The sequence below is a fragment of the Kribbella sp. NPDC051718 genome (assembly GCF_040681515.1).
Lineage (GTDB): Bacteria > Actinomycetota > Actinomycetes > Propionibacteriales > Kribbellaceae > Kribbella.
On sequence record NZ_JBFAYZ010000006.1, the window covers coordinates 358,364 to 385,206 of the forward strand.

The 26,843-nt window shown below is 68.1% G+C and carries 23 protein-coding genes and 1 pseudogene; 10 read left to right on the top strand and 14 right to left on the bottom strand.

The genetic code is table 11. From position 1 onward, the window contains the following. Positions 1–131 precede the first annotated feature (131 nt). The 3 genes from AB0M15_RS24285 to AB0M15_RS24295 all read left to right on the top strand — a co-directional run bounded on the left by AB0M15_RS24285 (position 132) and on the right by AB0M15_RS24295 (position 6,733). The gene (locus tag AB0M15_RS24285; protein WP_363823280.1) at positions 132–2,981 is read left to right on the top strand and encodes a BTAD domain-containing putative transcriptional regulator; all 2,850 of its coding nucleotides are present in this window, start codon (positions 132–134) and stop codon (positions 2,979–2,981) included. 63 nt (positions 2,982–3,044) lie between these two features. After that, positions 3,045–5,396, top strand: coding sequence for a 1,4-alpha-glucan branching protein GlgB (gene glgB / locus AB0M15_RS24290; protein WP_363823283.1), 2,352 nt, complete (start codon positions 3,045–3,047; stop codon positions 5,394–5,396). A 281-nt stretch (positions 5,397–5,677) separates the two neighbouring features. Beyond that, a complete protein-coding gene (locus AB0M15_RS24295) occupies positions 5,678–6,733 on the top strand; it encodes a GNAT family N-acetyltransferase (RefSeq protein ID WP_363823286.1) in 1,056 nt (351 codons plus the stop codon). Here the strand turns inward: AB0M15_RS24295 and AB0M15_RS24300 are convergent. From AB0M15_RS24300 to AB0M15_RS24310, 3 genes are all read right to left on the bottom strand, one after another. Beyond that, the gene (locus tag AB0M15_RS24300) at positions 6,702–7,613 is read right to left on the bottom strand and encodes a phosphotransferase (protein ID WP_363823288.1); all 912 of its coding nucleotides are present in this window, start codon (positions 7,611–7,613) and stop codon (positions 6,702–6,704) included. The genes AB0M15_RS24295 and AB0M15_RS24300 overlap by 32 nt on opposite strands. A 204-nt stretch (positions 7,614–7,817) precedes the next feature. Beyond that, a complete protein-coding gene (locus AB0M15_RS24305; protein ID WP_363823291.1) occupies positions 7,818–9,095 on the bottom strand; it encodes a sigma-70 family RNA polymerase sigma factor in 1,278 nt (425 codons plus the stop codon). 137 nt (positions 9,096–9,232) lie between these two features. Further along, positions 9,233–9,604, bottom strand: coding sequence for a YciI family protein (locus AB0M15_RS24310; protein ID WP_363823293.1), 372 nt, complete (start codon positions 9,602–9,604; stop codon positions 9,233–9,235). Between the two features lie 133 nt (positions 9,605–9,737). Between AB0M15_RS24310 and AB0M15_RS24315 the strand changes: the two genes are divergently transcribed. After that, complete coding sequence (locus AB0M15_RS24315; protein WP_363823295.1) at positions 9,738–11,201, top strand: NAD(P)/FAD-dependent oxidoreductase; 1,464 nt, start codon at positions 9,738–9,740, stop codon at positions 11,199–11,201. A gap of 18 nt (positions 11,202–11,219) precedes the next feature. Further along, on the top strand, positions 11,220–12,131 hold the full coding sequence (locus AB0M15_RS24320; protein WP_363823297.1) for an alpha/beta hydrolase: 912 nt from the start codon (positions 11,220–11,222) through the stop codon (positions 12,129–12,131). A gap of 58 nt (positions 12,132–12,189) precedes the next feature. Here AB0M15_RS24320 and AB0M15_RS24325 read toward each other — a convergent pair whose 3' ends face one another. After that, the gene (locus AB0M15_RS24325; RefSeq protein WP_363823299.1) at positions 12,190–13,353 is read right to left on the bottom strand and encodes a citrate/2-methylcitrate synthase; all 1,164 of its coding nucleotides are present in this window, start codon (positions 13,351–13,353) and stop codon (positions 12,190–12,192) included. A gap of 73 nt (positions 13,354–13,426) precedes the next feature. Here AB0M15_RS24325 and AB0M15_RS24330 point away from each other — a divergent pair, with 73 nt between their 5' ends. Then, positions 13,427–14,584, top strand: coding sequence for a citrate/2-methylcitrate synthase (locus tag AB0M15_RS24330; protein WP_363823302.1), 1,158 nt, complete (start codon positions 13,427–13,429; stop codon positions 14,582–14,584). Here the strand turns inward: AB0M15_RS24330 and AB0M15_RS24335 are convergent. Then, complete coding sequence (locus AB0M15_RS24335) at positions 14,557–15,453, bottom strand: MurR/RpiR family transcriptional regulator (protein ID WP_363823305.1); 897 nt, start codon at positions 15,451–15,453, stop codon at positions 14,557–14,559. The two genes, AB0M15_RS24330 and AB0M15_RS24335, sit on opposite strands and share 28 nt — an antisense overlap. Before the next feature lie 33 nt (positions 15,454–15,486). Next, entirely contained in the window at positions 15,487–16,479 is a 993-nt protein-coding gene (locus AB0M15_RS24340) for a hypothetical protein (protein ID WP_363823308.1), read from the bottom strand. Positions 16,480–16,606: 127 nt separating this feature from the next. Between AB0M15_RS24340 and AB0M15_RS24345 the strand changes: the two genes are divergently transcribed. Then, positions 16,607–17,137, top strand: coding sequence for a GNAT family N-acetyltransferase (locus AB0M15_RS24345; protein ID WP_363823311.1), 531 nt, complete (start codon positions 16,607–16,609; stop codon positions 17,135–17,137). A 27-nt stretch (positions 17,138–17,164) separates the two neighbouring features. Continuing rightward, positions 17,165–17,611 (top strand): MarR family transcriptional regulator, encoded by a 447-nt coding sequence (locus tag AB0M15_RS24350; protein ID WP_363823314.1) that lies wholly within the window; start codon positions 17,165–17,167, stop codon positions 17,609–17,611. 182 nt (positions 17,612–17,793) lie between these two features. On the opposite strand, the gene AB0M15_RS24355 is transcribed toward AB0M15_RS24350, so the two are convergent. The 4 genes and pseudogenes from AB0M15_RS24355 to AB0M15_RS24370 all read right to left on the bottom strand — a co-directional run bounded on the left by AB0M15_RS24355 (position 17,794) and on the right by AB0M15_RS24370 (position 20,253). Next, positions 17,794–18,282, bottom strand: coding sequence for an NAD-binding protein (locus AB0M15_RS24355; RefSeq protein ID WP_363823836.1), 489 nt, complete (start codon positions 18,280–18,282; stop codon positions 17,794–17,796). Further along, positions 18,262–18,629, bottom strand: a pseudogene (locus AB0M15_RS24360) (NAD(P)-binding domain-containing protein); the annotation flags it as partial. The gene AB0M15_RS24355 and the pseudogene AB0M15_RS24360, both read right to left, overlap by 21 nt. 26 nt (positions 18,630–18,655) lie before the next feature. Continuing rightward, on the bottom strand, positions 18,656–19,312 hold the full coding sequence (locus tag AB0M15_RS24365) for a bifunctional 4-hydroxy-2-oxoglutarate aldolase/2-dehydro-3-deoxy-phosphogluconate aldolase (RefSeq protein ID WP_363823316.1): 657 nt from the start codon (positions 19,310–19,312) through the stop codon (positions 18,656–18,658). Next, on the bottom strand, positions 19,312–20,253 hold the full coding sequence (locus AB0M15_RS24370) for a hypothetical protein (RefSeq protein WP_363823319.1): 942 nt from the start codon (positions 20,251–20,253) through the stop codon (positions 19,312–19,314). The genes AB0M15_RS24365 and AB0M15_RS24370 overlap by 1 nt, the downstream gene beginning before the upstream one ends. A gap of 91 nt (positions 20,254–20,344) precedes the next feature. Here AB0M15_RS24370 and AB0M15_RS24375 point away from each other — a divergent pair, with 91 nt between their 5' ends. Both AB0M15_RS24375 and AB0M15_RS24380 read left to right on the top strand, forming a co-directional pair. Next, complete coding sequence (locus AB0M15_RS24375; protein ID WP_363823322.1) at positions 20,345–20,980, top strand: NAD(P)-dependent oxidoreductase; 636 nt, start codon at positions 20,345–20,347, stop codon at positions 20,978–20,980. Then, positions 20,977–21,753 (top strand): IclR family transcriptional regulator, encoded by a 777-nt coding sequence (locus AB0M15_RS24380; RefSeq protein WP_363823325.1) that lies wholly within the window; start codon positions 20,977–20,979, stop codon positions 21,751–21,753. The genes AB0M15_RS24375 and AB0M15_RS24380 overlap by 4 nt, the downstream gene beginning before the upstream one ends. Here AB0M15_RS24380 and AB0M15_RS24385 read toward each other — a convergent pair. The 4 genes from AB0M15_RS24385 to AB0M15_RS24400 form a co-directional block, all read right to left on the bottom strand. After that, entirely contained in the window at positions 21,750–22,553 is an 804-nt protein-coding gene (locus AB0M15_RS24385) for a tetratricopeptide repeat protein (protein WP_363823328.1), read from the bottom strand. The two genes, AB0M15_RS24380 and AB0M15_RS24385, sit on opposite strands and share 4 nt — an antisense overlap. A gap of 190 nt (positions 22,554–22,743) precedes the next feature. Continuing rightward, positions 22,744–24,618, bottom strand: a complete 1,875-nt coding sequence (locus AB0M15_RS24390) for an NAD-binding protein (RefSeq protein ID WP_363823331.1) — start codon at positions 24,616–24,618, stop codon at positions 22,744–22,746. Further along, positions 24,539–26,212 (bottom strand): methylmalonyl-CoA mutase family protein, encoded by a 1,674-nt coding sequence (locus tag AB0M15_RS24395; RefSeq protein ID WP_363823333.1) that lies wholly within the window; start codon positions 26,210–26,212, stop codon positions 24,539–24,541. Before AB0M15_RS24395 ends, AB0M15_RS24390 begins: the two co-directional genes overlap by 80 nt. 90 nt (positions 26,213–26,302) lie before the next feature. Beyond that, a complete protein-coding gene (locus AB0M15_RS24400) occupies positions 26,303–26,809 on the bottom strand; it encodes a MarR family transcriptional regulator (RefSeq protein ID WP_363823335.1) in 507 nt (168 codons plus the stop codon). Positions 26,810–26,843 lie beyond the last annotated feature (34 nt).

A 26,843-nucleotide genomic window follows, 5' to 3' on the forward strand; every position in this document is an offset into this window, starting at 1 on the left:
GGCCAAGTAATCTCATCCCGCGAAAAATTACAGAGCGTGGGTGAGTTGTCGCTGTAATACTTGTCGGTATGCCCTCAGAGCCGCAGCTTGAGATCCTCATGCTCGGACCACTTGTCGTCAGACTCGGGGGCGTGCCGCGGTCGGTGGATCGGCCGTTGGAGCGGGCCTTGCTCGTCCGGCTCGCGCTGGCCGACGGGTTGCCGGTTCCGGATCTGCGGCTGGCGGCGGATCTGTGGGGAGACGTCGAGCTTGCGCGTCCGACCGAGCGGCTGCGGGTGCTTGCATCTCGGTTGCGTGCGGCAATCGACTCCCCCGACTCGCTCACTCGCGCCAGCGGCGGTTATGCGCTGTCCGCGCAGTTGACCGACCTTGTCGCTGCCCGCGCCGCGGCGGAGCGGATGCACGTCGCAGTACGGGCCGGTGATCATCACGCGGTGCGTGCGGCCGCCGGTGATGCGCTCAGTCAATGGCGCGGTCAGTCCCTGGCCGATCTCAGGAGCATTCCGTACGCCGCACTCGAAGGTGAGCAGCTCGATTCGTGGCGGGTCGACCTGCAGGTCGAGCGGCTGGACGCCGACCTCGCGCTAGGTGCCGCTGCTGAGGCGGGCCGCGAACTGGAGGCCCTGGCGGCCGAGCACCCGCTGCATGAGCGGTTGTGGTGCCTGCTCGCGCTCGCGTTGTACCGGACAGGTCGGCAAGCCGATGCGCTGAGTCGGCTCGCCAAGCTCCGGTCCAGGTTGTCGGAGGAGCTAGGTGTCGATCCGGCGCCGGACACCGCAGCGATGGAGTTGCGCTTGCTCCGCCAGGATCCGACCTTGTTGATCGCGCCGCCCGAGCCCGCCGTCGTCCATGGCGCCCCGACCACGCTGCCGGCGCCGGTCCAGTTGCCCTCTCCCCTGACGAGCTTCGTCGGCCGTCAAGGCGAGCTGAATTCCCTGGTACGCCGAATCGCCTCGCCCGGCCTCATCACGCTGACCGGCGGCCCGGGCAGCGGCAAGTCGCGACTCACCGCCGAGGCTGCCCGGTTGGTCGCCACCACAGGCCGGTCGGTCCGCTTCGTCGAGCTCGCCCCGCTGCACAGGGAGAGCGCAGTACTCGAGGCCATCACCGGAGACGATGCCGGGGGCAACGATCCGCTGGCCGCGGCCGCGGTGTCGCTGGACGGGGCCGTCCTGGTGCTCGACAACGCCGAGCATGTCGTCGAGCCGGTCGCGGAGATCGTCTCCGGGCTGCTCCGGCGGGCGCCTGGGCTGACCGTGGTGGTGACGTCGCAACGGCCTTTGCAACTTGGCGTCGAGGACATCGTCCCGATGGGTCCGTTGGACGCGATCGCGGCGGCGCAGCTCTTCACCGAGCGGTGTGCGGCTGATGCTCAGGGCGCGGATCCCGAGCAGGTGGCGGCGATCTGTTCGGCGGTCGATCGGTTGCCGCTGGGGATCGAGCTGGCGGCCGGTCTCACTCGCACGCTGACGGTGCCACAGTTGTCTGATCGGCTCGAGCAGCGGATGCGTTTGCTGGTGGCCGGCACGCGAGACGCGCAGGCCCGGCACGCGAGCCTGGTGGCGGCGCTGGACTGGAGTCATCAGTTGCTTGGTGACGCGGAGCGCGCAGTACTGCGTCGGGTGGCGATCTTCGCCGGCGGGTTCACGCTGGAGGCGGCCGAGCAGGTCGCACTCGATCCGCGGGATGTCGCGCCGGCGTTGACCGAGCTGGCCGACCGGAGCCTGCTGACGGTGGAGGCCGTGAACGGGCGGCGATTCCGGTTGCTGGAGACCGTACGGGACTATGCGCTGGCCAAGCTCGAGGACGCCGGTGAGACCGAGGCCGCGCGCGGTGCTGAGCTCGACTGGGCGATCAACCGGGTCCAGACGATCGGCCAGGACAACGACGATTTCGCGACCGCCGAGTCGATCGCCGAGGTCTTCTCCGAGTGGCCGAATCTGCTCGACACTCTCGACCAGGCGGTCGGCACCGATCGCGAGGTCGTCGGCCTGCGGTTGGCCCTTCTGCTGCACACTCCATGGCTGGTCAGAGGTTGGTACGGCGAAGCTGCCCGGCACTTCGAGGCGTTGTCCGGTGCGGAGGGCGCGACCCAGCCTGAGCGAGTGACCGCGCTGAGCAACCACGCTTTCGTGCTGACGATGCTCGGGCAGTTCGAGCAGGCGGCGACCTTGCTGACCGAGGCGGAGCAACTCGCCAAGGAGTTGAATGACGACACGCTCACGCTGACCGTCCTCTACTACCGCGGCATCGTGGAGATCGAACGCGGCCACCTGCGCGATGCGCTGTCCCATTTGCTCGCCGGCCAGGAGCTGGCCGCGGCCAGACCGAGCCAGGAGCGGCGGCTGTCGGCGTTCACTGACGCGCTGGGCACCTTGTACCTCTACACCGGACGGCCCGCCGAGGCCGTCGAGCAGTACGACGTCTGTATCGCCGCCGACCGGATCTACGGCGACGAACACGGCTTGTCCCGTGGCCTCAGCAACTTGGCCGGCGCACTCGTCGCGCTTGGCCGGCTACCGGAGGCACTCGACGCGGCGAACGAGTCGGACCACTACGCCCGGCGCCTCGACGACCGCCAGATCCTGCCGCTCAACGAGGTGATCCGCGGCTCGGTGGCATTGGCGAAGGGCTCGATCGAGGACGCGGAGAAGTACCTGCGGTCGGCCGTCGAGTACGCGGTCGCCGACAACAGCGGCGTCACGATGGCCCACATCGACCTGGCCGACGTACTGATCCTCCAAGGCGAACTAGAAGAAGCGTCCGACCTCCTCGACGCCGTCTTCGCTGAGGCCCCGGCCAACAGCACTCCGTGGCTGGCCGCCCGAGCCGCCGCCACCGCCCTCGCCGCAGCCCAGGACGACCTCCCCCGGGCCCGTGCGCTGCTCGCCGAAACCACCACCGCTTACACCACTTCCGGCTTCGCCTGGCCCCGCTACACCGCCCGCTTGGAAGAGCTCCGGAAGAAGCTCGCCGAGTAGCAGTTGTGTACGTGCTGGACAGGCGGGTACGGGGTGCAGTAGTTCGCGGTTTCATCGGGCAGGATGGGGTTTATGGATTCGAGCAAGAGTGATCAGGTGACGACGCCGATCTCCGAGGCGATGACGGAGCCCGATCCAGCCGTTGTCGAGACTGGTGACCATTCGGTGGCGGCCGCCGGGATGCCGGGGTCCTATCCGGGCTCGTCGACGGCTGACGACGCGGTGCCGGGGAGCCTTTTGGACAAGGCTGTTCCGGTGGAGCGTGGCGTGCTGGAGCGACTGGTCGCGGGGACGTACCACGATCCGCACCAGGTGCTCGGGCCGCATCTCGGCGACGGGGTGGTCACGCTGCGCGTGCTCCGGCCGTTCGCTTTGAGTGTGACGGCTGTCTTCGACCAGGCCAGTGTCGAGCTGGAGCACGAGTTCGAAGGCGTCTGGGTCGGCGTGCTCGACGTCGACAAGGTGCCCGACTACCGGCTCGAGGTGACGTACACCGACGGGCCAGCGCTCGAGGTCGACGATCCCTACCGATACCTGCCGTCGCTCGGCGAGATGGACCTGCACCTGATCGGCGAGGGCCGGCACGAGCAGCTGTGGACCGTGCTCGGCGCCCACGTCCGCCGGTACGACGGCCCGACCGGCACGGTCACCGGTACGTCGTTCGCCGTCTGGGCGCCCAACGCCCAAGGCATCCGGCTGACTGCCGACTTCAACTTCTGGGACGGCCGCGCGCATCCGATGCGCACGATGGGTTCGTCCGGCGTCTGGGAACTGTTCGTGCCGGGCATCGGCCCGGGGACGCGGTACAAGTTCGACATCTGCGGCCGGGACGGCGTCTGGCGTCAGAAGGCCGACCCGATGGCCAACCTGGCCGAGGTCCCGCCCGCGAACGCGTCGGTCGTGCACGATTCGACGTACGAGTGGAACGACTCCGCCTGGCTCGACCATCGCGCCGCCTCCCAGGCGTACGCGGAGCCGATGAGTGTGTACGAGGTGCACCTTGGCTCGTGGCGCAAGGGCAAGTCGTACCGGGATCTCGCCGACGAACTGGTCGGCTACGTGACCGAGATGGGCTTCACCCATGTCGAGCTGATGCCGCCGATGGAGCACCCGTTCGGCGGCTCCTGGGGCTACCAGGTCACCTCGTACTTCGCCCCGACCTCCCGTTTCGGCGACCCGGACGACTTCCGCTTCCTGGTCGATTCGTTGCACCAGGCAAACATCGGCGTGATCGTCGACTGGGTGCCGGCGCACTTCCCGAAGGACGCCTGGGCGCTGGCCCGGTTCGACGGCACTCCCCTCTATGAGCACCCCGACCCGCGGCGCGGCGAGCAGCCCGACTGGGGCACGCTGGTCTTCGACTTCGGCCGGCCGCAGGTGCGCAACTTCCTGGTCGCGAACGCGGTCTACTGGGCCGAGGAGTTCCACATCGACGGCCTGCGCGTCGACGCCGTCGCCTCGATGCTCTACCTGGACTACTCGCGCCAGGAAGGTCAGTGGGTGCCGAACCAGTACGGCGGCCGCGAGAACCTCGAGGCGGTCTCGTTCCTGCAGGAGATGAACGCGACGCTCTACAAGCGCGTCCCCGGCGTGATCACCGTCGCCGAGGAGTCGACCTCGTGGCCGGGCGTCACCCGCGCTACCCACCTGGGCGGTCTCGGCTTCGGCTTCAAGTGGAACATGGGCTGGATGAACGACTCGCTCAGCTACCTCGAGCACGAGCCGATCCACCGCCAGTACCACCACCACGAGCTGACGTTCTCGATGATGTACGCGTACTCCGAGAACTTCGTGCTGCCGATCTCCCATGACGAGGTCGTCCACGGCAAGGGATCGCTGCTGCGCAAGATGCCGGGCGACCGGTGGCAGCAGCTGGCCAACGTGCGCGCCTTCCTCGCGATGCAGTGGGCACACCCGGGCAAGCAGTTGCTCTTCATGGGGTGCGAGTTCGGCCAGGAGTCGGAGTGGTCCGAGAAGGGCGAGCTCGACTGGTGGCTGCTGGATCACGCCGACCACCGTGGTCTGCAGCAGTTGGTCAAGGACCTGAACGGGAACTACAAGGACACCAAGGCGCTCTGGGGCAACGACCACGTGCCCGAGCGGTTCTCCTGGATCGACGCGAACGACGCCGGCAACAACGTCTTCTCCTTCGTCCGGTACGGCGACGAGGGTCAGCCGACGCTCGCCTGCGTCGCGAACTTCTCGGCGGTGCCGCACCACGGCTACCGGATCGGCCTGCCGTTCGCTGGGCACTGGCAGGAGTTGGTGAACACGGACGCGGAGGTCTACGGCGGTTCGGGGGTCGGTAACTTCGGCGGCTTCGAGGCCGACGGCGAGGGCTGGCACGGGATGGTGGCGAGCGCGGAGATCTCGGTGCCGCCGCTGGGCACGATCTGGCTCAGGTATAACGGCTGAGCCGTCTCCGGGCAGAAAGAAAGCAGGTGAGGTTGCGTCCGCCCCGACGCGACCTCACCCGCCTTCATAGTGATAGACGCGCGAGATGCCGGAAAAGTTAGCTGGTTAGCTGAAAATTTCCTGTGAATCGCGACTGTTTTCTTGCTGGTGTGCGAGCTGCGTGCACGGATGATCACGAGCGGTGAAAAATCCGCCTTGCAGGGCAGGGTTTCGGTGGTGCGGGCGTCTCGCCGTGCCGGGGGTTCGGTGGTGGGTACGCGACAACAGGTAGCGTTCACGGGGTGACAGCTGTCCCTGGTGTGCCTCCTCAGCCGACGTTGACCGATGGTGAACTGACCCTGCGGCCGTGGCGGGACGAGGACATCGACGTCGCCCACGGGCTGGCGGACGACGAGATGGTGCGCTGGTTCTCGGAGACCCCGTCGCGCTCCGGCTTGGTGGAGGCGGTCGAGCGGTGGCGGGAGCAGCACGCGGACGACCGGTCGGTGGTGAACTTCGTCATCGAGCTGGCCGGCGAGTCGGGGCCGGTCGGGACCGTGGAAGTTCGGCGACTGTCGCCTGGTGTGGGTGGGGTGTCGTGGACCACCTACAAGCCGTATCGGGGGCGGCGGGTCGCGCAGCGCGCAGTACGGCTGCTGGTTGTCTATGCCTTCGGTGAGCTCGGGCTGGATCGGTTGCAGGTCGAGGTCGACCCCGAGAATCGCGCTTCGGCCCGGATCGCGATCCGCTCCGGCTTCCGGCGCGAGGGGTTGTTGCGGGGCGGCGCGGTCCTCCAGGGCGAGCGGCGGGATGTCGCCGTCTACGGCCTGCGCCAGGACGATCCGCGCGCCGATACCTTGTCTGGCTGGACGGCCCTGATGGATTCCGTACTGCCGAAGAAGCGCGTGATCGCCCATGTCGTGGTCCGCGACACCGACGGCCGGGTGCTGCTCTGCAAGGTCAGCTACAAACGCGATCTCGAACTCCCTGGCGGCGTGGTCGAGCCGGACGAGGATCCTGCGACGGGCGCCCTCCGCGAGATGCAGGAAGAACTAGGCTTCCAGCTCCCCCTCATCGGAGTGCTGGCAATCGACTGGCTCCCCCGCTGGCAAGGCTGGGGCGACGCCATCGAAATCCTCTACGACGGCGGCGTCCACGACCCGTCCCTCCTGGAGTCCCTGACCCCCGACGGCTTCGAGATCCTGGGCGTCGACTGGTACTCCCCCACCGCCCTGGCCGACCTCGTCTCGCCGCTCAACAGCCGGCGCCTACCGCTGGTACTGGCCTCCCCGAACATCCTCCACAACCTCCGCGACGGCCACCCGATCACAGCGCAGCTCGAAGATCCTCCCGCCTGAGGTTCTCGACGCACCACGTGTAGTGGCCGTCGGCACCGGTCGAGCTGTAGATGGTGGCCGTGCAGATGGCATAGGCGGCGCGATAGAGGTGCATCCGCTCGCGCGAGTGCCCAAGCCCTTCGAACCGATCGAACAACAGGTCGTCGATAGCTCGAGCCTCTGGTCCGTACATGTCATAGAACCCAGCAGCTGTCGCGGCATCGAAGGTGTTGTCGCCTGCCGTCGTGAAGAACCCCCAGTCGAGCAGAGCCGCCTGCCCGTCGCTGACCAGGATGTTCGGAGTGCAGAGGTCGCCGTGGACAATCTGCGGTTTGTCTACCTGTACTGCGGCCAGCCCGGCCAACACCCGCTCCAACAACTCATCGAATCCGTCGACGTCCTTGGCCAAGTACTCGCTCGACCCGACCGCCCGCTGCCGCACCAGCTCCGCCAACGCCGTACCCCACTCACCGGGTGCCAACTCGATGCCACCGAGCAACGGAAGCGCCCGCGCCGCCGGGCCTGCAGTCGTCCTCCCCAACGCGGCCACCACCTCCACGAAGAGATCGAGCCCTTCCTGCTGGCTCATCACGCCACTCTCGAGCGCCTGGCGAAGCGGCGTACCGGTCAGCCTCCGCTCGATGCTGACAGCGCGGCCAGCTGCAGTGTCCACGGCGACGATGTGCGGCGTGAGAAACGGCAGCTCCTGCCGGCCGAGCTCAGCGAGAAATGCTTGCAGAGGCAGGACATCATCAGCCACCCGCTCGAACCAGACCTTGCCGGCCAACCCCTCGCCGAGGTCGTAGACGGCGCCTTCCATTCCTTGGCCGAGAAGCACTACCGGAGCACTCGCATGAGCCTCGAAGTACTGCATCACGGGCGGCGCCGGCAAGAAAACCATGCCTCAGTCAAGCATGCGCGCACCCAACATCTGGCTGTGCAGCCATCGACGATCGCCTAGCCACCGACGAAGCAGCCGCCGGCTCCACCTGCTGGACCACAAGCCACCTCAACGCGTACCACCCAGCAGTAACCGTCGCCATCAACTGCACCAAGCCCCAACCCTGACATCCCAGGCGGGGCATGCGGGGTAGCTCCGATCGGTTCAGGGGTGGAGGGCAGCTCGGCGGCGGGTGAGGAAGCGGCGTTCGGTGTCGTTGGCGGTGAGGGTGATGGCTTCGTCGTACGCCTGGATGGCATCGGTGGGGCGGTTGAGGCGGGCCAGGATGTCGGCTCGGGTGGCGGGGAGGTATGAGTAGGTCTTGAGGGCAGGGTCGTTGCTGAGGGCATCTAGTTCTTCGAGGATCGCATTCAGATCGGCGCCGGGGACGAAGCTGTGGGCGGCGGCTCGGTTGAGCGCGACGATGGGTGAGGGCCATCTGAGCAGCATGGCGTCGTACATCCGCACTACCTGATGCCAGTCGGTCTCCTCCCAGGACGGCGCGGTCACATGTAGCCCAGCCACAGCTGCCTGCAACGCGAACCGCCCGACGCCTCGGGGACTGACGGTGGCTCGCTGGAGGGACGCGGTGGCTCGGGAGACGCCTTCGGCCAGGAGGTTGACGTTCCAGCGGTGGCGGTCCTGATCGGCCAGGAGGACCAGTTCGCCGTCTTCGCTGACTCGGGCGTCGCCTCGGGCCTGGGTCATTTGGAGCAGGGCGAGGAGGGCTTCTGGTTCTGGTTCGGCTGGCATCAGGCGGACCAGCAGGTGAGCGAGCTCCAGGGCGCGGCCGGTCAGATCGGTGCGGGTCAGCTCTGGGCCGGTGGCCACGTGGCCGGCTGTGTAGACGAGTTGGACCACCGTCAGTACGACGTCCAGGCGCTCGGCGAGCTCGTCATCGGCGGGGATTCTGTACGGGATACCGGCGGCGGCGATCTTCTTCTTCGCGCGGGTGATCCGGGCAGCGGCCGTCGTCTCGCTGATCAGCAGACCGGCGGCGACCTCGCGGGTGGTGAGGCCGCAGATCAGCCGGAGGGTCAGCGCGATCTGCGAATCACGTGCCAGGGCAGGGTGGCAGCAGGTGAACACCAGCCGCAACGGATCCGTCGGCCGCTCGCTGTCACCCGGCGCCACCGGATCCTCGATCAGCAACGGCAGCTTCCGCCGCAGCGTCGTCTCCCGCCGCAACCGATCCAGCGCCAGCCGCCGCGCGACCGTCGTCAACCAGCCCGCCGGGTTGTCCGGCACGCCATCAGGCCACGTCCGCAACGCCTGCACGAACGCGTCCTGCGTGCAGTCCTCGGCCAGATCCAGATCCCGCGTCAGCCGCACAGTCGATGCAAGCACCGTCGACCAGCACGCCCGATGCGCGCGGTCCACCAGCTCAGCAACCTCCCGCGCTGTAGACGCCCCCGCCTCCACCCACTCACCTCCTCCCGTCACGCAGCCCACCATCCCGCACCACCACGTCCCGCGCAGGCCCCGCACCACCACATCCCGCGCAGGCCCCGCACCACTACGTCTCGCGCAGGCCCGGCGCCGCCACACCCCGTAGGGCGCGGCGGCGGACCGTGGCGTGATCAGACCGGCGGGGTCGAGTCTTCGGAGGTGTCCATCACCGGGCGGACCTCAACGTTGCCGGAGGGGCAGATCTTGGCCAGGGCCAGGGCTTGGTCGAGGTCTTTGCACTCGATCAGGTAGAAGCCGCCGAGGGCCTCCTTGGTCTCGATGAACGGGCCGTCGGTGACGATCGGCTCGCCGCCGTCCTGCTGCTTGACCGTGCTCGCCGTGGTCGAGCGTTCCAGTGCCGCGCCGCCGAAGATGCTCGCGCCGGCCGCCTCGACCGCCTCGCCGAAGGCGTTGTGCAGCTTCATCGTCGCCTGCCAGCCCTCGGGCGTGATGTTGTCGTAGAACTCTTCGGAGTCGAACAACAGGAACATGTACTGCGCCATCTCTGGCTCCCTTGTCTCGGGGTTCTCTTGGACATCTTGCTGACGAACGACCCCGGAAGGAATCGACAACACCCAGGATGAACTTTTTCGCCTACTGTTGACTATGTACTCAACAGGACCCCAGGAGGAACTCATGGTGCACCTGGACGTACTGATCGTCGGCGCCGGCCTGTCCGGGATCGGCGCCGCCTATCGGCTCCAGACGCAGGCTCCCAGCCACTCCTACGCCATCCTCGAAGGCCGCGACGACCTCGGCGGCACCTGGGACCTGTTCCGGTATCCCGGGGTCCGCTCCGACAGCGACATGTTCACGCTCGGCTTCCCGTTCCACCCGTGGAAGGCCGCGAAGGCGATCGCGGACGGTCCGTCGATCCTGGAGTACCTGCACGAGACGGCAGCGACGTACGGGATCGACAAGCACATCCGCTTCGGCCGGCACGTCCTCAGGGCGTCTTGGTCGTCAGAGGACGCACTGTGGACAGTGGAGACGACCAAGGAGTCGTACACCTGCTCGTTCCTCTATGCCTGCAGCGGCTACTACAACTACGACAGTGGCTACGTCGTGGACTTCCCCGGCCTCAAGGACTTCCAGGGCGAGGTCGTGCATCCGCAGCACTGGCCTGAGGACCTCGACTACGCCGGCAAGCGGGTAGTGGTGATCGGCAGCGGCGCGACCGCCGTAACCCTGGTACCAGCCATGGCACCCACGGCCGAGCACGTGACAATGCTGCAGCGCTCCCCCAGCTATGTCGCCTCACGTCCTGCCGCCGACGCGTTCTCCGACAAGCTCCGCGCGGTTCTGCCGGAGAAGCTGGCGCACCACGTCATCCGCGGCAAGAACGTCGTCTTCAGCAGTGTCGTGTACGCCGCCATCCGCCGCTGGCCCGCCCATGCGGCCTGGCTGCTCAACAGCACCGCCGCCAAGCAGCTCCCCGCGTCCATACCGGCCGACCCGCACTTCACCCCGCAGTACAAGCCGTGGGACCAGCGTTTGTGCCTAGTACCGGATGCAGACCTCTTCCGAGCCCTGCGCGACGGCACTGCGTCGGTAGTGACGGATGAGATCGACACCTTCACCCCAGATGGCATCCGGCTGAGCTCCGGCGAGGAGCTGACCGCAGATGTCGTGGTGACCGCTACCGGGCTGCAGATGGCGGTTCTCGGCAAGATCGAGCTGACCGTCGACGGCAAGCGCGTAGACGTCCACGACACCTTCGTCTACAAGGGCATGATGCTGAGCGGCGTACCCAACCTGGCCTGGTGCATCGGCTATACGAACAACTCCTGGACGCTGCGCTCCGACCTGACCTCGCAGTACGTCTGCCGCCTCCTCAATCACCTGGACGCGACCGGCACCACCATCTGTGTCCCAGAGATCGACCCAGCCGAGTACGACGCTCCGCCGCGCCCAGTGGTCGACCTGACCTCCGGCTACATCCGCCGTGCCGCCCACATCCTCCCCCGCCAAGGCTCCACCGGCCCCTGGCGCCTCCGCCAGAACTACCCCCGAGACCTCCTGACCCTCCGCTACCGCCAGCTCGCCGACGGCGCCATGCACTTCAAGCCGTCCCGCAAACCAGTTGAGGTGACCCGGTAGGGCACGCAGGATGGGCCGGTGGACACGACCGCTGCACGCTACGAACAACTGACGGATCGCCTGCTGAGTCTGTACCGCGAGGGCAAGCAGCGTGAGGCTTTGAAGCTGCTCGATCCCCCGGACCCAGAGCTCGCGCCGTGGGCAGCCGAGCTTGCGCACTTCGAGGCGTGCATGCATGGCTCGCTCGGTGATCCGGACTCGGCGCTGGAGGTTCTCCTGCGGGCGAGTGCGGCCGGGGCATGGTGGCATCACTCGCTCCTGGTCGAGGACGACGACCTCGCCGCACTCCGGGAGGTACCTGAGTTCAAGCAGTTGGTCGAGTTTTCCCAAGGGCGCAAGGTGAATGACCAGCCTGCTTGGACGATCGACCTCCCCGATGCCGAGCGGCCACTGCTGGGTGTGGTCGTCGCGCTGCACGGCACCGGCCAGCGCGCGACCCGGGCCGCCAAAGTCTGGGCCGCGGTGGTCGAGCTCGGCTACGCGCTGGTCTGCGTCGACTCGTCGCAGCTGATCTCCCCGCAATTCCGTACCTGGCTAGAGCGCGACCTGGTCGTCCGGGACATCGCCGCCGCCCTGGATGCCCTCCCCGACGAGCTCAGCGGACTACCGGTGATCGCAGCCGGCTTCTCCAGCGGGGGTCGTGCCGCCCTCGAGTGGGCGCTCACCGCCGAGCCGACTGCGGTCCGCGGCGTCATCGTGCTGGCTCCCTCGCTCGGGGACCTTCCGGTGACAGCGGCAGGACCGTTGTCACCGGCAACAATCCTGGTCGGCACCGAGGACCATGCACTATCCAGCGTCGACCGTGCCGCGGATCAGCTCGCCACCTTCGGCATCGACATCATCCGCATCCCCGGCCTCGGCCACACGGCTCCTGAGGATCTCGACGGCCGGCTCGCCGCGCTGCTCACTGTCCCGATCGACAGGACATAGTCGTTCACGGACGCCGCCGCCACGCTCAGGACTGCGATCAGGATCGGCCGAATCGGCACTATGTCCTGTCGATCGGGACAGCCACCGGTGGCGGCGGACCGACGTAGCGGGCGGCTGGGCGGATGATCTTGGGGTCTTCGGACTGTTCGAGGATGTTGGCGGTCCAGCCGATGACTCGGCTGGTGGCGAAGGTTGGGGTGAACATGGCGCGGGGGAGGTCGCAGAGGGACATCACTACGCCGGCGTAGAACTCGACGTTGGCGTAGAGGTTGCGGCCGGGTTTGAGTTCGGCCAGTACTTCGACGATGCGCTGTTCGACTGTCGTGGTGAAGTCGACCAGGTCGCCGCCGAGGTCGCGGGCGATGTCGCGGAGCATGAGGGAGCGCGGGTCCTCGGTCCGGTACACGGCATGGCCGAAGCCCATGATGCGGTCGCCGGCCGACACCTTCGCGCGTACCCAGTCGTCGATGCGATCCGGCGTACCGATCTCGTCGAGGCTGGCGAGGGCGCGGTCGGGGGCGCCGCCGTGCAGGGGGCCGGAGAAGGCGCCGATGGCTCCGGCGACGGCCGATACGACGTCGGCACCGGTCGACGCGATCACGCGGGCGGTGAAGGTCGACGCGTTGAACCCGTGGTCGATGGTGGAGATCAGGTAGTGCTCGATCGCCCGCGCCTTGGCTTCCGTCGGCTCCTGGCCCGTCACCAGGTAGAGCCAGTTCGCCGCGGTGGAGAGGTCGGCGCGCGGCTCGAGCGGCTCCAGTCCTTCGCGTAGGCGGTACAGGGCGGCGAGGATCGTCGGGGTGACGGCGCAGACGAGCATGGCGTCGGCTTTGCGGCGTACCGGGTCTGCATCCCACACGGGTGGGAGTTCGCGGGCAGCGGCGAGCAGGGAGAGCGCAGTACGGAGTCCGGCGAGCGGGTTGAAGGCTGAGCCAGCAGCGGCGATCGCCGGCAGAGCAGCCTGTACTTCGGCCGGCAGCACGCGCAGGGGCGCGATCGTCTCGCTGAAGGTCGCAAGCTCGGCAGCGGTCGGCAGCCGGCCCTCGTACATCAGGAACCAGACGTCCTCGACCGTCTTGGCCCGGGACAGTTCGATCGCCGAGTACTCCCGATAGTGATAGAACCCTTCGTCGCCACGAACATCGCCGAGCCGGGTCTCGGTGACGACGACGTTACGCAGCCCAGGCGGTACTTCGATCGGTCCTTCGACTGTGATTGACATGATTTCAGCGTTCAAGCGCAATCAACTATTGTCAATGTTGATCCAGTCAACACAAGCGGCCCGGGAGCGCGCGATGGCCCAGCAAGGTGACGAGAATTACCTGACCACCGCCGAGGTCGCCCGCCGGCTGCAGGTGAAACCGGAGACGATCTACTCGTACGTGAGCCGCGGTCACCTCACCAGTGTCCGGGCCCGCGGCCGGCGCGGCAGCCTGTTCGCCGCCGCCGAGGTCGAGCGTCTGGCGAGCCGCTCCGTCGACCACCCCGGGGTCGTCGAACGGATCGAAACCGAGATCACACTGCTGCGGGATGACGAGCTCTACTACCGCGGCCACTCGGTGCGCGACCTGGTCGAGACGCAGACGGTCGAGGCGGTCGCCAACCTGCTGTGGAGCGGGCAGTTGGAGGCAGCCGGCTTCGTCGCGGATCCGGCCCTCGTGGACCTCGCGCGAGCAAGTGTCGCAGTGGCTCCGGCAACGGCCCGCAAGGTGGATCAGTTGCGGATCGCGGTGGCAGTGCTGGGCGCGGCTGATCCGTTGCGGTTCGATTTGGCTGGCGAATCAGTGATCGCGGCAGCGCGCAGGCTGCTCGGCGTACTGATCGAGGCACTGCCTGGGCCGACCGGCGAGGGCAGTGTCGGCGACCGGTTGTGGCCGAAGCTCTCGACGCGACCGGTAGCACCCGGACTGCTCGACGCCGCGCTGATCCTGCTGGCCGATCACGGCCTCGCCGTCTCCACGATCGCGGCCCGAGTCGCCGCCAGCGCCCGTGCGAACTTGTACTCCGTGGTGTCGGCCGGGCTCGGCGCGCTGGACGGGCAGTACCACGGTGCCGCTCCCACGCTCGCCTACCAGTTCCTCGGTCGAGCCTTCCAGGATCCGGTCCAGGTCTTGTCCGACCAGCTGCGATCAGGCGAGTCGATACCGGGCTTCGGACACCGGATCTACCAGCAGCGCGACCCCCGCGCGGAGATCCTGTTCGAGCTGATGTCCGGCGAGCCGATCCTCGAGCAGCTGACCGCCATCACCAGCAGAGTCCCCGCCTTCCCGAACAGTGATCTGGCCATCGCCACGATGATGCACGCCTACGACTTCCACCCCGATGCCGGTGAGGCGTTGTTCGCCATCGCCCGAATCGTCGGCTGGACAGCCCACGCACTGGAGGAGTACGCCGAATCAGGCCTGCGATTCCGGGCGTTGGGGGTCTACACCGGACGGGACGGCGACCTGTGAGCCGAGACTGCGTCGGCGGTGATGTCGAAGGACTGTTCCGAAAGGGTGTAGTCGCGTTGGGCTACGCCGATGAACAGGGCGTCCAGGACGAGTAGTTGGGCGTGGCGGCCGGACAGACCGCCGGTTCGGAAGGTGACGTCGCGGGAGGCTGCGGTGATCAATACCAGGTCTGCCGCCCGGGACAGTGGTGAGCGGGGATAGTTGGTGATGGCAACGGTCAGGGCGCCTTGCTGACCCGCCCGCCGCAGCGGTTCCAGTACTTCGAGAGTTTCGCCGCTGTGCGAGATGCCCACGGCGACGTCGCCCGCACCTAGCAATGCTGCACTCGTCAGCGCGTTGTGGACATCGCTCCAACTGCTGGCACCTCGGCCGATGCGATGCAGGCGCAACCGGAGATCCTCGGCGACACAGGCGGATCCGCCGACGGCGTACAGGTCGATGCGGCGGGCATCGGAGATCGCGTGGACCGCCTTGCCGAGTGCGTCGACATTGAGCTCAGCAACGGTGTCCTCCAGTGCTCGCGCGTCGGCTTGGAGGAGGGTCCGGAGTACATGGTCGAGACCGTCGTCGGGGCCAACCTCGGCGGCGCCCGTTCCCCGCTCCCAACTCGAACTGCTGCGACCACCCTCGGCCGCGAGCGCCAGCCGCAGTTCGGCGTACCCGCTGAGTCCGAGCGCCAGGCAGAACCTCGTCACACTCGGCAGCGAGGTCCCGCAACGCGCCGCGAGCTCACCGATCGTCGACGACGAAACGGCTGCCGGATCACGCAGTACTTCGGTGGCGACCCGGACCTGCGCCGGACTCAGGGCCGGCAACAGGCCGTGGATCCGCGCTTCGAGACTGGGCGGCGGCGATCCCGGAACACTCACATGAATGATTCTCAGAATCACCGCCGCCATCTGTCAATAATTCACACGATGCAGTTCGAACTCGCTCGAGCTGTGGCCGGTGAGCAGCACGTCGATGCGGCCGCTCAGGACGTACGGGCCGTGCGGCGTCAACGTCATCGTGGTCGGGCCGGCGAACGGCCAGGCCTTGCTGGTGATGACGTCGGCTTTGCGGTAGCCGTCCGTACTGCGCAGCACGGTGACAGCTTCGTTGCCGGCGGCACCGAGTTTGTTGGTGACGGCGATCAGCTCGCGATCTTTTGTGAAGGCCAGCCCGTCGCCACCAACCAACGGCTGCGCGAGCCGTACTTCGGTGAGCCCACCGCGCAGCGAGATCCGGTACAGCGTCCCCGAGTCGTACCTCACCGAAAGCAGGTAACCCGCCGGATCCCAGACGATGCCGTTCATCCCGATCGTCGCGCTCTGCAGACGCGCGTCGCGGACCAGCACCGACGCACGACCGGCCGGCGTGATCCGGTAGATCGCATCCCCGGCCGGATCCGTCACGTACGCGTTCCCAGCGCCGTCGATGGCCAAGTCGTTGGCGCCATGCCGGCCACCGGCCGGGTTCAACGCGGCAGTGTTGAGATCGACCCGACGCTGCAGCCGCCCGGTCCGCAGGTTGTAGATCGCAACACCGGACTGAATCGAAGCGGTCGCCGGCGACGACCGCTCACCGTTGCCGATGTCGGCATACGTGACCAGCAACCTGTTGCGCCGGACATCCACATGCAGCCCGAAGGTCGAGACCCCCGGTGCCTGCCCGACCAGAACCCGCGCCCGGCCGGCGCGGTCCACCACGTCGATCCGGCCGGTGGCGATGGAGCCGACCAGGAACGCCTGACGGGTCGGATCCCAGGTCACGCCCTCGGGGTAGCGATCCGCCGTCACCCCGGTGATCGCATCAGGCCAGCCGGCCTCACCGACAACCCCGGCAAGTGCCGGAGCCGGTACCACCAACGCGCTCGCCAGCACGGCAACCACCGTCGCGATGCGTCGAAACATCATGCCTCCCTCGATTGGATACGCACACAGACATTAATCAGACCTCTGATAGTTGTCAATGCACATATCGAGAACCGCAGCGTTCGGCACCGGCGTACAGGGGCCCGACATCACCGAGAGGGGAGCAGAAATGCCTCAGGGGCTGACGATCCGGCCGGCGACCGTCGACGACCTCGGCGCGCTGCACGAGACCGCCGAGCGAGCCGTCTTCAAGCTGCTCAGCGAGCACTACAGCGCCGAGCAACTGAACGCGGCGCGCGACGCCGAGATCTACAAGGTCGAGCGGGAGCTGGTCGAGTCAGGCCGGTACTACGCCGTCGAGGTCGACGGGATGGTGGTCGGCGGCAGCGGCTGGAGCGACGGCGGCGAGTTCGGGCCGGCGGGTCACGTCGAGAGCGGGGTCAGGGCCGACGCGTCGACGGCGACCATGCGGGCGACGTACATCGATCCGGACTGGAGCAGGCAGGGGCTGGCGACGTTGCTCGCGCACGTCACCGAGACGATCGCGCGGAACGCGGGCTTCCGGGTGTTCGAGGCGATGTGCACGCCGGCCAGCGAGGCGTTCCGCGCGGCGATGGGCTACCACCTGGTCGAACGGGTGCCGACGAGGTTCGCCGGTGGCGTCGAGTTGGTGGGCGCGAGGATGCGGAAGGTCTGCTGATCGGCGGCCGGTACTTACCATGGGGTCATGCGGATGTCATTCGAGGAGCGGCTCGGTAGTCACCTCAAGCGGGTCGAGCAGGAGCTGCAAACCGTCAAGACGGCTGCCGTCCGGCCGGCCGGGCTGACGGTTCCGCAGTACGCCGCGTTGTTCGTACTGGACGAGCAGCCCGGCATCTCGGCCGCCGAGCTGGCCCGCCGCTGCCACGTGACGCCGCAGACCATGACGACCATCCTGCGCAACCTGGAGTCGGCCGCGCTGATCGAGCGCACCCCACATTCGCTCCACCGGCACGTCATCGAGACCCGCACCACGCCCGCCGGCCGCAAAGCCCTCGACACCGCCGACGAACGAGCCGCCGCCGTCGAACGCCGCCTCGCCGCCGAGTTCACCGCCGACGAACGAGACACCCTCCGAGCCCTCCTCGCCCGAGTCTCCAAGTCCCTCACCACCGACCCGATCCTCAACAGCTGACCGGTCGGCCACGCAAGCACAAAGCTCAGCCCGCAAGCGCTTACCCCGGCGTGCCGGGGCGGATCGCGAGGGTTATGCGTGCGTGACGGGTCGGGTCGGGTCGGGTCGGGTCGGGTCGGGTCGGTCGGGTCGGGTCGGGTCGGGTCGGGTCGGGTCGGTCAGAGGGTCGGTCAGAGGGTCGGTCAGAGGGTCGGTTGGCCGGGCGTTCGGGAGAGGGACTCGATCACCAGCAGGAGGGCTGAGTGGTCCAGGGAGCCGTGGCCTTGGGCCCGGGCAGCCGCCATGAGCTGGGCGGTGACTGCGCCTAGCGGGATGGCTGTGCCTACCGCGCGGGCGGAGTCGATGACTATGCCCAGGTCCTTGTGGTGGAGGTCGATCCGGAAGCCTGGTTCGAAGGTGTGGGCGATCATGCCGGCCGCTTTGCGGTCGAGAATGCGATTGCCTGCCAGGCCGCCGGCGAGCACCTCGACAGCCGACTCCAGATCTACCGAGTGGGCGGCCAGGAAGGTCAGCGCCTCCGCAACAAGTCCGATCGTGCCGGCGACGATCAACTGATTCGCCGCCTTCACCGTCTGACCCGACCCGGCCGGACCGACATGGACGATGGTCTTCCCCAGCACCTCGAGCACCGGCAACGCAGCCTCGAAATCCTCCGCAGACCCACCGACCATGATCGACAGCGTCCCGTCGATCGCGCCTTGCTCTCCCCCACTCACCGGTGCATCCAGAGCCCGTACGCCGGCCTCGCCGGCAGCGGCGGCGACCGTACGAGCGGTGGCCGGAGCGATCGAACTCATGTCGATCAGCAACGCGCCTTGCCCAGCCGACGGCAACACGTCGCCGAGTACCACCGCCGAGACGTCGGGCGAGTCCGGCAGCATCGTGATGACCACGTCCGCCTCCGTCACCGCCTCGGCGACCGATCCGCCAGCGTTCCGTCGAAGGTCCGCGGACTCCGGTTGAAAGCCCAGACGTCATGCCCGGCGCGCACCAGATTGGTTGCCATCGGCAACCCCATGATGCCGAGCCCGACGAAGGCGATCCTCACTGCTCACTCCTGCTCAGTTGTCGTTGAACGTCCACCGAGCGGATCACCCGCGCCGCCCGCTCGGCCAAACCCTGCAGATCCCCGCCGGGCAACAGCGCATCCCGGGTCAGATCGCGGCTGATCCCGACCACCGCGGCACCGGCGGACAAATAGTCACCGGCCTCGTCGATCCGGACCAGCCCGGTCGGCATCAACGCGATGTCCGGCAACGGGCCGACCAGCTCGGAGATGTACTCGACCCCACCCACCGGCCCGACCGGCGAAACCTTCACCGCCTGCACCCCGAGCTCCCAGGCCGCCACGATCTCGTTCGGTGTCAGTGCCCCCGGGATGAAAGGCACACCCCGAGCAGCCGCCGCGGCCACCAAAACGCCAGAAGTCACCTGGCTCACCAAGAAGGACGCCCCGGCATCGATCGCGTGATGCACCTGCTCCATCGTCCGCACAGTTCCCGCCCCGACCAGCAAGCCCGGCAAGGCGGCCCGCGCAGCAGCGATCGCCGAGACCGCGCCCGGCGTCGTGAGAGTGAACTCCACCGCCCCGAACCCCGCATCGGCGAGCATCGCCGACACTTCCAGGAACCGGTCGGCGCCGGCGGCCCGCAGTACGGCGACCACCGGGCGGTCCGACAACTCGTCACTCAGCTGAATCATCATTGCTCCTTCAAAGGCCGCAGCGACGCCAGCGCCGTCCGCACAGCGGCGAGACGACGATCGGACGCCAGTCCGGCGTGATAGATGTGCAGATCGGTCGCACCCGCCGCAAGCAACGACTGCCAGTGCGCGGCCAACGTGTCGGCATCCGGCGGTACGGGCGGCAGCGCGGTCACATACGCGCCGACCCGCTCGCACCCCAGCCGCCGCAGCGCCTCGACCCGGTCCACTCCTGCACCGGTCAACTCCCAAGCTGGGGCGATGTAGCTGTCGATGCCGTCAGCAACCGAGTCCACAGCCACAGCCGGTCCGGTGTCCCAGTCACAAACGGCCGCATGCAACGAGATCTCCCGTACCCCGGCCGCCCGCGCCTCCGCGACGACGGCGTCCCGCAGATCCCGGACAGCCCGGCGACGCACTTCGAGGACCACCTTCGCCTCCGGTCCGAGCGCTTCCTCGACCGACGCGACGACTCCTACACCTGCCCGCACCAACGAGGCCAACCGCTCAACCTGCAAGCCTGCAAAGCTGTAGGACGTAGCGCAGGCCGAGCAGAAGCAGATCGAGAGCAGCGCCTGGTCGGCGGCGGACCAGTCGGCGCCGGCGGTCTTCTCGTGGGTCGACTGGTGACCGAATCCGAGTGGCCCGCAGGCTTCGAGCACCATCGCCTCGACTCCGGTCTGCCGGGCGACCTCTCCCACCAACGCGTGGGCGTACGTCAGTACGTCATCGAAGGACGGGCAAAGTGCGTACTCGTAGACGTCACCGAAGGCGTTGCGGACGCAGACGGCTGGATCCAGCTGTCCGTGGGTCAGTACGACCCAGGCTTTCACCGGCAGAGAGAGCTGTGCAGCGGCACGGTTGAAGGCGTCCTCATCGACGCTGACCGGTACCAATGCACCCCAGGCCTGCGGTCGTACCGGCACATGGTCAGTCCCCATCTCTTTGATTCACATTTGTGAATGCTGTTCATACTGGCGTAGCAGTTTGAAGCGTATTAGTTTGTTCACGGATCTGTCAACGGTCGAAGGAGTGACGAAAGTGCTGATCGCGATCACCGGAGCGGAGCTCGTCATCCACCTCGGCGGCCATTCGGCCGAGCGTCCGTGGGAGCAGATCCTCGAGACCAACATCAACGGCGGGTACGTCGTACTCGGAGCGGCCCATCGGGCCGGAGTACCGCGAGTCCTCCTCGGCAGTTCCCTACACGCCACCGGCTACGTCGCCGCGCGGGATGCGGCCGCTGCGCCGGTCCTCCAGCCGCGACCGGACACGTACTACGGAGTCGGCAAGGTCGCCCTCGAAGCCCTCGGCAGCCTGTACGCCGACCGCTTCGGCATGACCGTGGTGTCGGCCAGGATCTGTACCGTGGCGGACACGATCGGCACCGGCGGCCGGACCCTGTCGACCTGGGTCTCCCCCGCCGATCTCGCCCGGCTGATCGAGACCGTGTCTGAACTCGACCGGCCTGGGCACCATCTGATCTGGGCGGTCTCGGACAACACCCGTAGCTGGTTCTCGCTCGAAGCAGGCAAGGCGATCGGATTCCATCCGCTCGACGACGCCGAGAGCCAGATCGGGCCTGACACCGACGTACGAGAAGATCGCGAGGCCCTGCTGGCCGGGGTGTTCGTCGATGCGAACCATCCGCTGGGAGGCACCTGGTGACGACCGAAGAGATCCGGCTGGTCAAGTCGGCCGAGCGAACCCTGCGCATACTCGAGGTGCTCGGTGACGCGCGCGGGCCGATGTCGGTGACCGAGCTGCACAAGCGGACCGGGTACCCGCGCTCCAGCCTGCACCAGCTGCTGCACACGATGATCGCGACCGGCTGGATCGAGTCCACCAACGAGGGCGCGATGGTCGGCATAGGATCCCACGCACTGCTCGTCGGTACTGCGTACCTCGACCGCGACCCGGCCTTGCCGCACGCGATCCGCACGCTGGAGGCGATCCGCGAGGACAGCGGCTACACCTGCCACTACGCGCGACTCGACGGCGCCAGCGTGATCTACCTGGCCACTCGCGAGGCGATCGCGCCGGCCCGGGCAACCAGCCGGGTCGGCCGTCAGTTGCCGGCCCACGCGACGTCACTCGGCAAGGCGTTGCTGGCCGAGCTCACCGCCACGGAGGTCTCGCTGGAGCTGCCGGCCGACCCGCTGCCCGCGTTGACGGCCAACACCGTCGGCACCCACGCAGCACTGGCCGAGGAACTGGCCGAGACCCGGCGACGGGGCTACTCGATCGAGCGCGAACAGAATGTGATGGGCCTGGGCTGCGTCGGCGTACCGGTTCCTTATCGGATCCCGGCCACCGACGCGATCAGTTGCTCGATCCCGATCGCCCGCTGCACCGACAAAGAGGTGCAGCGGGTGGCCGCGATCATCCGCGACCACGTGCAGCGCCTCGCGACGCTGCTGCGATCGGAAGGCATCCGCTAGAACAGCGCGGCCATCAAGCGGCGACGGGCCTTGACCACGCGCTCGTCGTCGGCGCCGACCACCTCGAACAGCTCCAGCAGGTGCAGACGGACGGCGTTGCGGTCGTCGCCGGCCGTCACCTGAATCGTCTTGATCAGCCGGGCGAACGCGTCGTCGACGTGACCACCCATCAGGTCCACGTCGGCGACCAGCATCTGCGCCTCGATGTCCTCAGGGTTGTCCGCGGCGCGAGTCCGCACCTCGGCCGGGACGTCGCGAGTCCGCTTCACCAGCTGGACCCGGGACAGCCCGGCCTTCGCCTCGGCGTCGGCCGGAGTCTCCTTAAGCAACGCCTCGTACGCCGCGATCGCACCGTCCAGATCACCGGCTGCCATCGCATTGTCGGCAGCCTCGTACCGCGGGTCCGGCTCCGGCTCGGCGGCCTCGTCGGCGGGGCCGGCCGGGCCGACCGGGTCAGTGCGGCCGGTGATGCCGTTGGCGACGGCGACGGTCAGCAACTGGTCGAAGTACTGACGGGCTTCCGGCTCGCCGACCGCGCCCTGGAACAGCGGGACGACCTGACCACGCAGTACGGCGATCACGAGCGGCACCGTCTGGACGCCGACCGCCTGGGCCAGCTGCGGGTTCGCGTCGATGTCGATCCGGGCCAGCAGGAACTTGCCGGCGTACTCGGTCGACAGCTGGATCAGGACCGGGCTGAGGGCGACCGACTGGTCCGAGCGCGGCGACCAGAACTCGACCACCACGGGGACCTGGAGCGAGCGCTCGATCACGTCCGCCTGGAAGGTCGGCTCGGTCACGTTCAGCACGTACGCGCCACCGGCTCCGCCTCCCGGCGCTCCGCCTGGCGCCCCGGGAGCTCCAGGGGCTCCGGGTGCGCCGCTGGGCCGCGCGGGCGGCTTGCGCAGGGACGACAGGTCGATCGCTCCCGGTCGGGAGAAGTTCGGCTGGCTCACCGCTGTCCTCGCATTCCGTGCTCACTGCTTACGTTCATGGGTCCATCCTCCCCGACGCGCCCGAACGGTGCTGCGCGCGGGTGGCCAGCAGCAGTCGGGCCAGACCGCTCCGGGTGCCGGCGACGGCGATCCGGGTGCCCGGTTGGACCACTTTGTCGAAGGCCGGCGCCCAGTCCCAGGGGGTGCCGCCCTCCAGCCGGGCAAGGACTCGCAGGCCGCCGGTCTCGTCCAGCTCGCCGAGTCGTTTGCCGACCGCCACCGAGTCCCGCTCGACGGTGACCTCGGTGAGCAGCACGACGCGCCGTCCGGCCGGGACGGTCGTCTGGCTGCGACGGTTCGCCACGGCGGCCGCGATGGCCGGGGCCACCAGCATCGACACGGAGCGGCTGTGACCGAGGCCGAGCTGCCGCTCGACCCGCTGGGCCAGGTCGTGGTCGAACATCCGCATCGTGATCCGGGCGTCCGGGTTCAGCTCGTGGACGACCATCGCCGATTCGAGGTTGGTGATGTCGCCGTTGGTGATCGCAAGCACCGACTGGCAACGCTGTACGCCGGCCGACCGCAGCGTCTCCTCGTTGCTGCTGTCCCCGATGATCACCGGGATCCGCAACCGATGGGCGGTCTGTACGCCGGGTGCGTCCTCGTCCTGCTCGACGCCGACCACCGCAACGCCACGCTCGACCAGAATCTCCAGCACGCGGGCTCCGACCGTACCGAGCCCGCAGACGACGACATGGTTGCGCGGCCGGCCGCGGACCCCGCCGATCACGCGGGACAGTCGCGCGCCGATCAGCGAGTCGACGATCACGGCGGTGAGCAGCGCCATCAGCACGATGCCGGTCAGCTGGACGATGACGGCGGCGATCTTGGCCCAGGGCGAGGCGTTGGAGAAGGTGTTGTCCTCGATTCCCGCCGACGTCACCGCGCCGGCCGCGAGGTAGAGCGCGCGGATCCACTCGACGTTGGCGATCCAGTGCGTCAGCGCAGTACCGGCGATCACCAGGCCGGCCATCACGGCGGCGATGGTTCGGACCCGTCGGTCGAGGATGTCGCGGGTCGCCATCAGCCAGCCTGCCCGGCGGACGTCCCTGGTCCGCCAGACCGGCCTGACGCCGGTACCGAGGACGATGTCGCCGTCGGGGTCGGAGCTGCCGGTCGGCAGCAGTTCAGGGGTTGCTGACGAGGTGGTGTCGGCCAGCCTGGTCAGGTGGGGTTCGCGGATCAGGTCGGCGGGGCCGGCGACCATGCGCCGGCCACCCAGCTCGACCCAGGTCAGCTCGTCGTCCTCGAGTGCGTCGGCGACGAAGGCGGGGGCCGCGAGCGACGGGCCGGAGATGACGACGCAGTCGCCGAGCAGCTCATGCAGCTGGCCGCCGAGGCGTGGGTTGACCATCTGGATGACGATGCGCAGCTTCGCGTCCATGTCGCGCGCGGTCAGTGCGGTGTGGACATTGCGGACATCGTCGGCGTCGAGGAGTACCAAGGCCCGCGCGCTGAGGGCCGAGTCGTCCGCGGTGTCGATGCCGGCGCGGCGTAGTACGGACTCGCTGACCACCCGGACGCCCATCACCTGGGCGCCGAGCTCACCGATCCGCTCGTAGTGCCGGGAGTCGGGGTTGACGATCGCGGTCACGTGCTCGCCGGAGCTCACCAGCTCGGTGACCACCCGGAGCATGGTCCGGTCGGAGCCGATGACGACCACGCCACGGTCGTCGACCGACGGCGGGGTGCCCTCCGGCTGCTTGCCGTTGTTGTTGCCACCACCACCCCAGCGGCGGGGTGGTTTGCCGCCTGTGCCGGCCGTACCGTCGGGGTCTGCCGCGGTCTCCTCAGAAGCGGGCGGGCTCTCGGTACTCGCCCCATTCGATCCGAAGAACGTGACAGATCTCCCCCATCGTGGCCTCCGCACGCGCCGCCTCCAGCATGGGTTCGATCAGACTGCCGGTCCCTCTGGACGCCTCGACCAGCGCCGTTAGCGTACGACGCACCAGGTCCTCGTCGCGTTGCGTCTTGCGCGCCGCCAGCACCCGGCACTGCTCGACCTCGACCTCGTGGCTGACCCGGAGGATCTCCAGCTCGCCGGCCACGGTGTCGGTCTGGGTGTTCACCCCGACGATCTTCTTCTCGCCCTTCTCCAGCTTCTGCTGGTACTCGAAGGCGGCGTCGGCGATCTCGGCCATGAACCAGCCGTCCTCGATCCCGCGCAGGATGCCGCCGGTCATCGAGCCGTCCGGGCTCATCTCCTTGATCCGCTGGAAGATCTCCTCGGCCTCGGCCTCGATCTTGTCGGTCAGCGCCTCGACGTACCAGGAGCCGCCGAGCGGGTCGGCGACGTTGGTGACGCCGATCTCCTCCATCAGCACCGACTGGGTCCGCAGCGCGATCTCGGCCGACTGGTCGGTCGGCAGCGCGAGTGTCTCGTCGAGCGCGTTGGTGTGCAGCGAGTTGGTGCCACCGAGGACGGCGGCGAGCGCCTCGACCGCCGTCCGGACGACGTTCAGCGTCGGCTGCTGGGCGGTCAGTGAGACGCCCGCGGTCTGGGTGTGGAATCGCAGCCACTGCGCCTTGTCGGTCTTGGCGCCGTAGACGTCGCGCATCCAGCGGGCCCAGATCCGGCGGCTGGCGCGGAACTTGGCGATCTCCTCGAAGAAGTCCAGGTGGGAGTCGAAGAAGAACGACAGGCCGGAGGCGAACTTGTCGATGTCGAGGCCTCTGCTCAGGCCGAGCTCGACATAGCCGAAGCCGTCGGCCAGGGTGTAGGCCAGCTCCTGCGCGGCCGTCGAGCCGGCCTCGCGGATGTGATAGCCCGAGACCGACAGCGGCTTGTACGCCGGAATGTTGGCGGCGCAGTACTCCATCAGGTCGCCGATGAGTCTGAGGTGCGGCTCCGGTGGGAAGAGCCACTCCTTCTGCGCGATGTACTCCTTGAAGATGTCGGTCTGCAGGGTGCCGTTGAGCTTGGTGATGTCGGCGCCCTGCCGCTCGGCGGCGACCAGGTACATCACGAAGGCCGGTACGGCGGGCCCGGAGATCGTCATCGAGGTGGTGACGTCCTGCAGCGGGATGTCCTTGAACAACCGCTCCATGTCGATCGCGCTGTCGATCGCGACGCCACAGTGACCGACCTCGCCGAGCGACTTCGGCTCGTCGGAGTCGCGGCCCATCAGGGTCGGCATGTCGAAGGCGACGGACAGGCCGCCACCGCCGGAGTTGAGGATCATCTTGTACCGCGCGTTGGTGTCCTCCGCGTTGCCGAAACCGGCGAACTGGCGGATCGTCCAGGTGCGGCCGCGGTAGCCGGTGGCGTGCAGGCCCCGGGTGAACGGGAACTCGCCCGGCCAGCCGATCCGCTCCATCCGCGGGTCGTCGGAGCCCGCGGGCGGGCCGTAGACGGGCTCGACCTCAGTGCCCGAGAGGGTGGTGAAATCGGCCTCGCGGCGTCGCGACGCGTCGTACCGCTGCTGCCATCGGCTCTGTCCGGCGGCAATCTGCTCGGCGTCCATCACGTCCTCCTGAGGTCGGGTCTCCCCCCAAAGTACTTGGACGTCCTACTAAATACCACCTCGTGCATAGGTCTTGCACAGGTTCACTGGTTACTCGGCGAAATCCCCGGCGGTCTGCCGGAGTGGGAGCAGCACCGACCAGAGCATTTTGAGCTGGTCGTCGGTCAGGCCGCGGAGGGCGAAGTCGGCGGCGACCAGGTCCTTGGTGGCGCGCTCGACCAGGTCGCGGCCCTCGGTGGTGATCTCGCAGAGGATCGCGCGGCCGTCGTCGGGGTGCGGCGTCCGGGTGACCAGGCCGGCCGATTCGAGCCGTCTGACGATCGACGTGACGGAGGTCGGGTGGACCTGGAGACGCTCGCCCATCTTGCCCAGCGGCAGCGAGCCGCGCCGGGAGAAGGTGAGCAGCACGAGCGCCTCGAACCGGGCGAACGTCAGGCCGTGTTTCTTGAGGATCTCGTCGAGTTCGGCGATCACGATCTGCTGGGCGCGCATCAGCGACGTGACCGCACGCATCTGCTCGACGGCCCCCCAGCGGCGTCCCCACTGCCGCGAGGCCTCGTCGATCGGGTCGAACGGCAACGGTTTCTTCCTCGCCATGGGCGTTACGTTAACCGGTCCGCCCCGAGTGTCG

Bases quoted from the DNA above. Each gene is read 5' to 3' on its own strand.
- AB0M15_RS24400 (WP_363823335.1), bottom strand. From the start codon at position 26,809: ATGGCGAGGAAGAAACCGTTGCCGTTCGACCCGATCGACGAGGCCTCG.
- AB0M15_RS24395 (WP_363823333.1), bottom strand. From the start codon at position 26,212: ATGGACGCCGAGCAGATTGCCGCCGGACAGAGCCGATGGCAGCAGCGG.
- AB0M15_RS24300 (WP_363823288.1), bottom strand. From the start codon at position 7,613: ATGGTTTTCTTGCCGGCGCCGCCCGTGATGCAGTACTTCGAGGCTCAT.
- glgB (WP_363823283.1), top strand. From the start codon at position 3,045: ATGGGGTTTATGGATTCGAGCAAGAGTGATCAGGTGACGACGCCGATC.
- AB0M15_RS24345 (WP_363823311.1), top strand. From the start codon at position 16,607: ATGCCTCAGGGGCTGACGATCCGGCCGGCGACCGTCGACGACCTCGGC.
- AB0M15_RS24315 (WP_363823295.1), top strand. From the start codon at position 9,738: ATGGTGCACCTGGACGTACTGATCGTCGGCGCCGGCCTGTCCGGGATC.
- AB0M15_RS24355 (WP_363823836.1), bottom strand. From the start codon at position 18,282: ATGGTCGGTGGGTCTGCGGAGGATTTCGAGGCTGCGTTGCCGGTGCTC.
- AB0M15_RS24370 (WP_363823319.1), bottom strand. From the start codon at position 20,253: ATGGGGACTGACCATGTGCCGGTACGACCGCAGGCCTGGGGTGCATTG.
- AB0M15_RS24340 (WP_363823308.1), bottom strand. From the start codon at position 16,479: ATGATGTTTCGACGCATCGCGACGGTGGTTGCCGTGCTGGCGAGCGCG.
- AB0M15_RS24310 (WP_363823293.1), bottom strand. From the start codon at position 9,604: ATGGCGCAGTACATGTTCCTGTTGTTCGACTCCGAAGAGTTCTACGAC.
- AB0M15_RS24365 (WP_363823316.1), bottom strand. From the start codon at position 19,312: ATGATTCAGCTGAGTGACGAGTTGTCGGACCGCCCGGTGGTCGCCGTA.
- AB0M15_RS24350 (WP_363823314.1), top strand. From the start codon at position 17,165: ATGCGGATGTCATTCGAGGAGCGGCTCGGTAGTCACCTCAAGCGGGTC.
- AB0M15_RS24330 (WP_363823302.1), top strand. From the start codon at position 13,427: ATGGCCCAGCAAGGTGACGAGAATTACCTGACCACCGCCGAGGTCGCC.
- AB0M15_RS24325 (WP_363823299.1), bottom strand. From the start codon at position 13,353: ATGTCAATCACAGTCGAAGGACCGATCGAAGTACCGCCTGGGCTGCGT.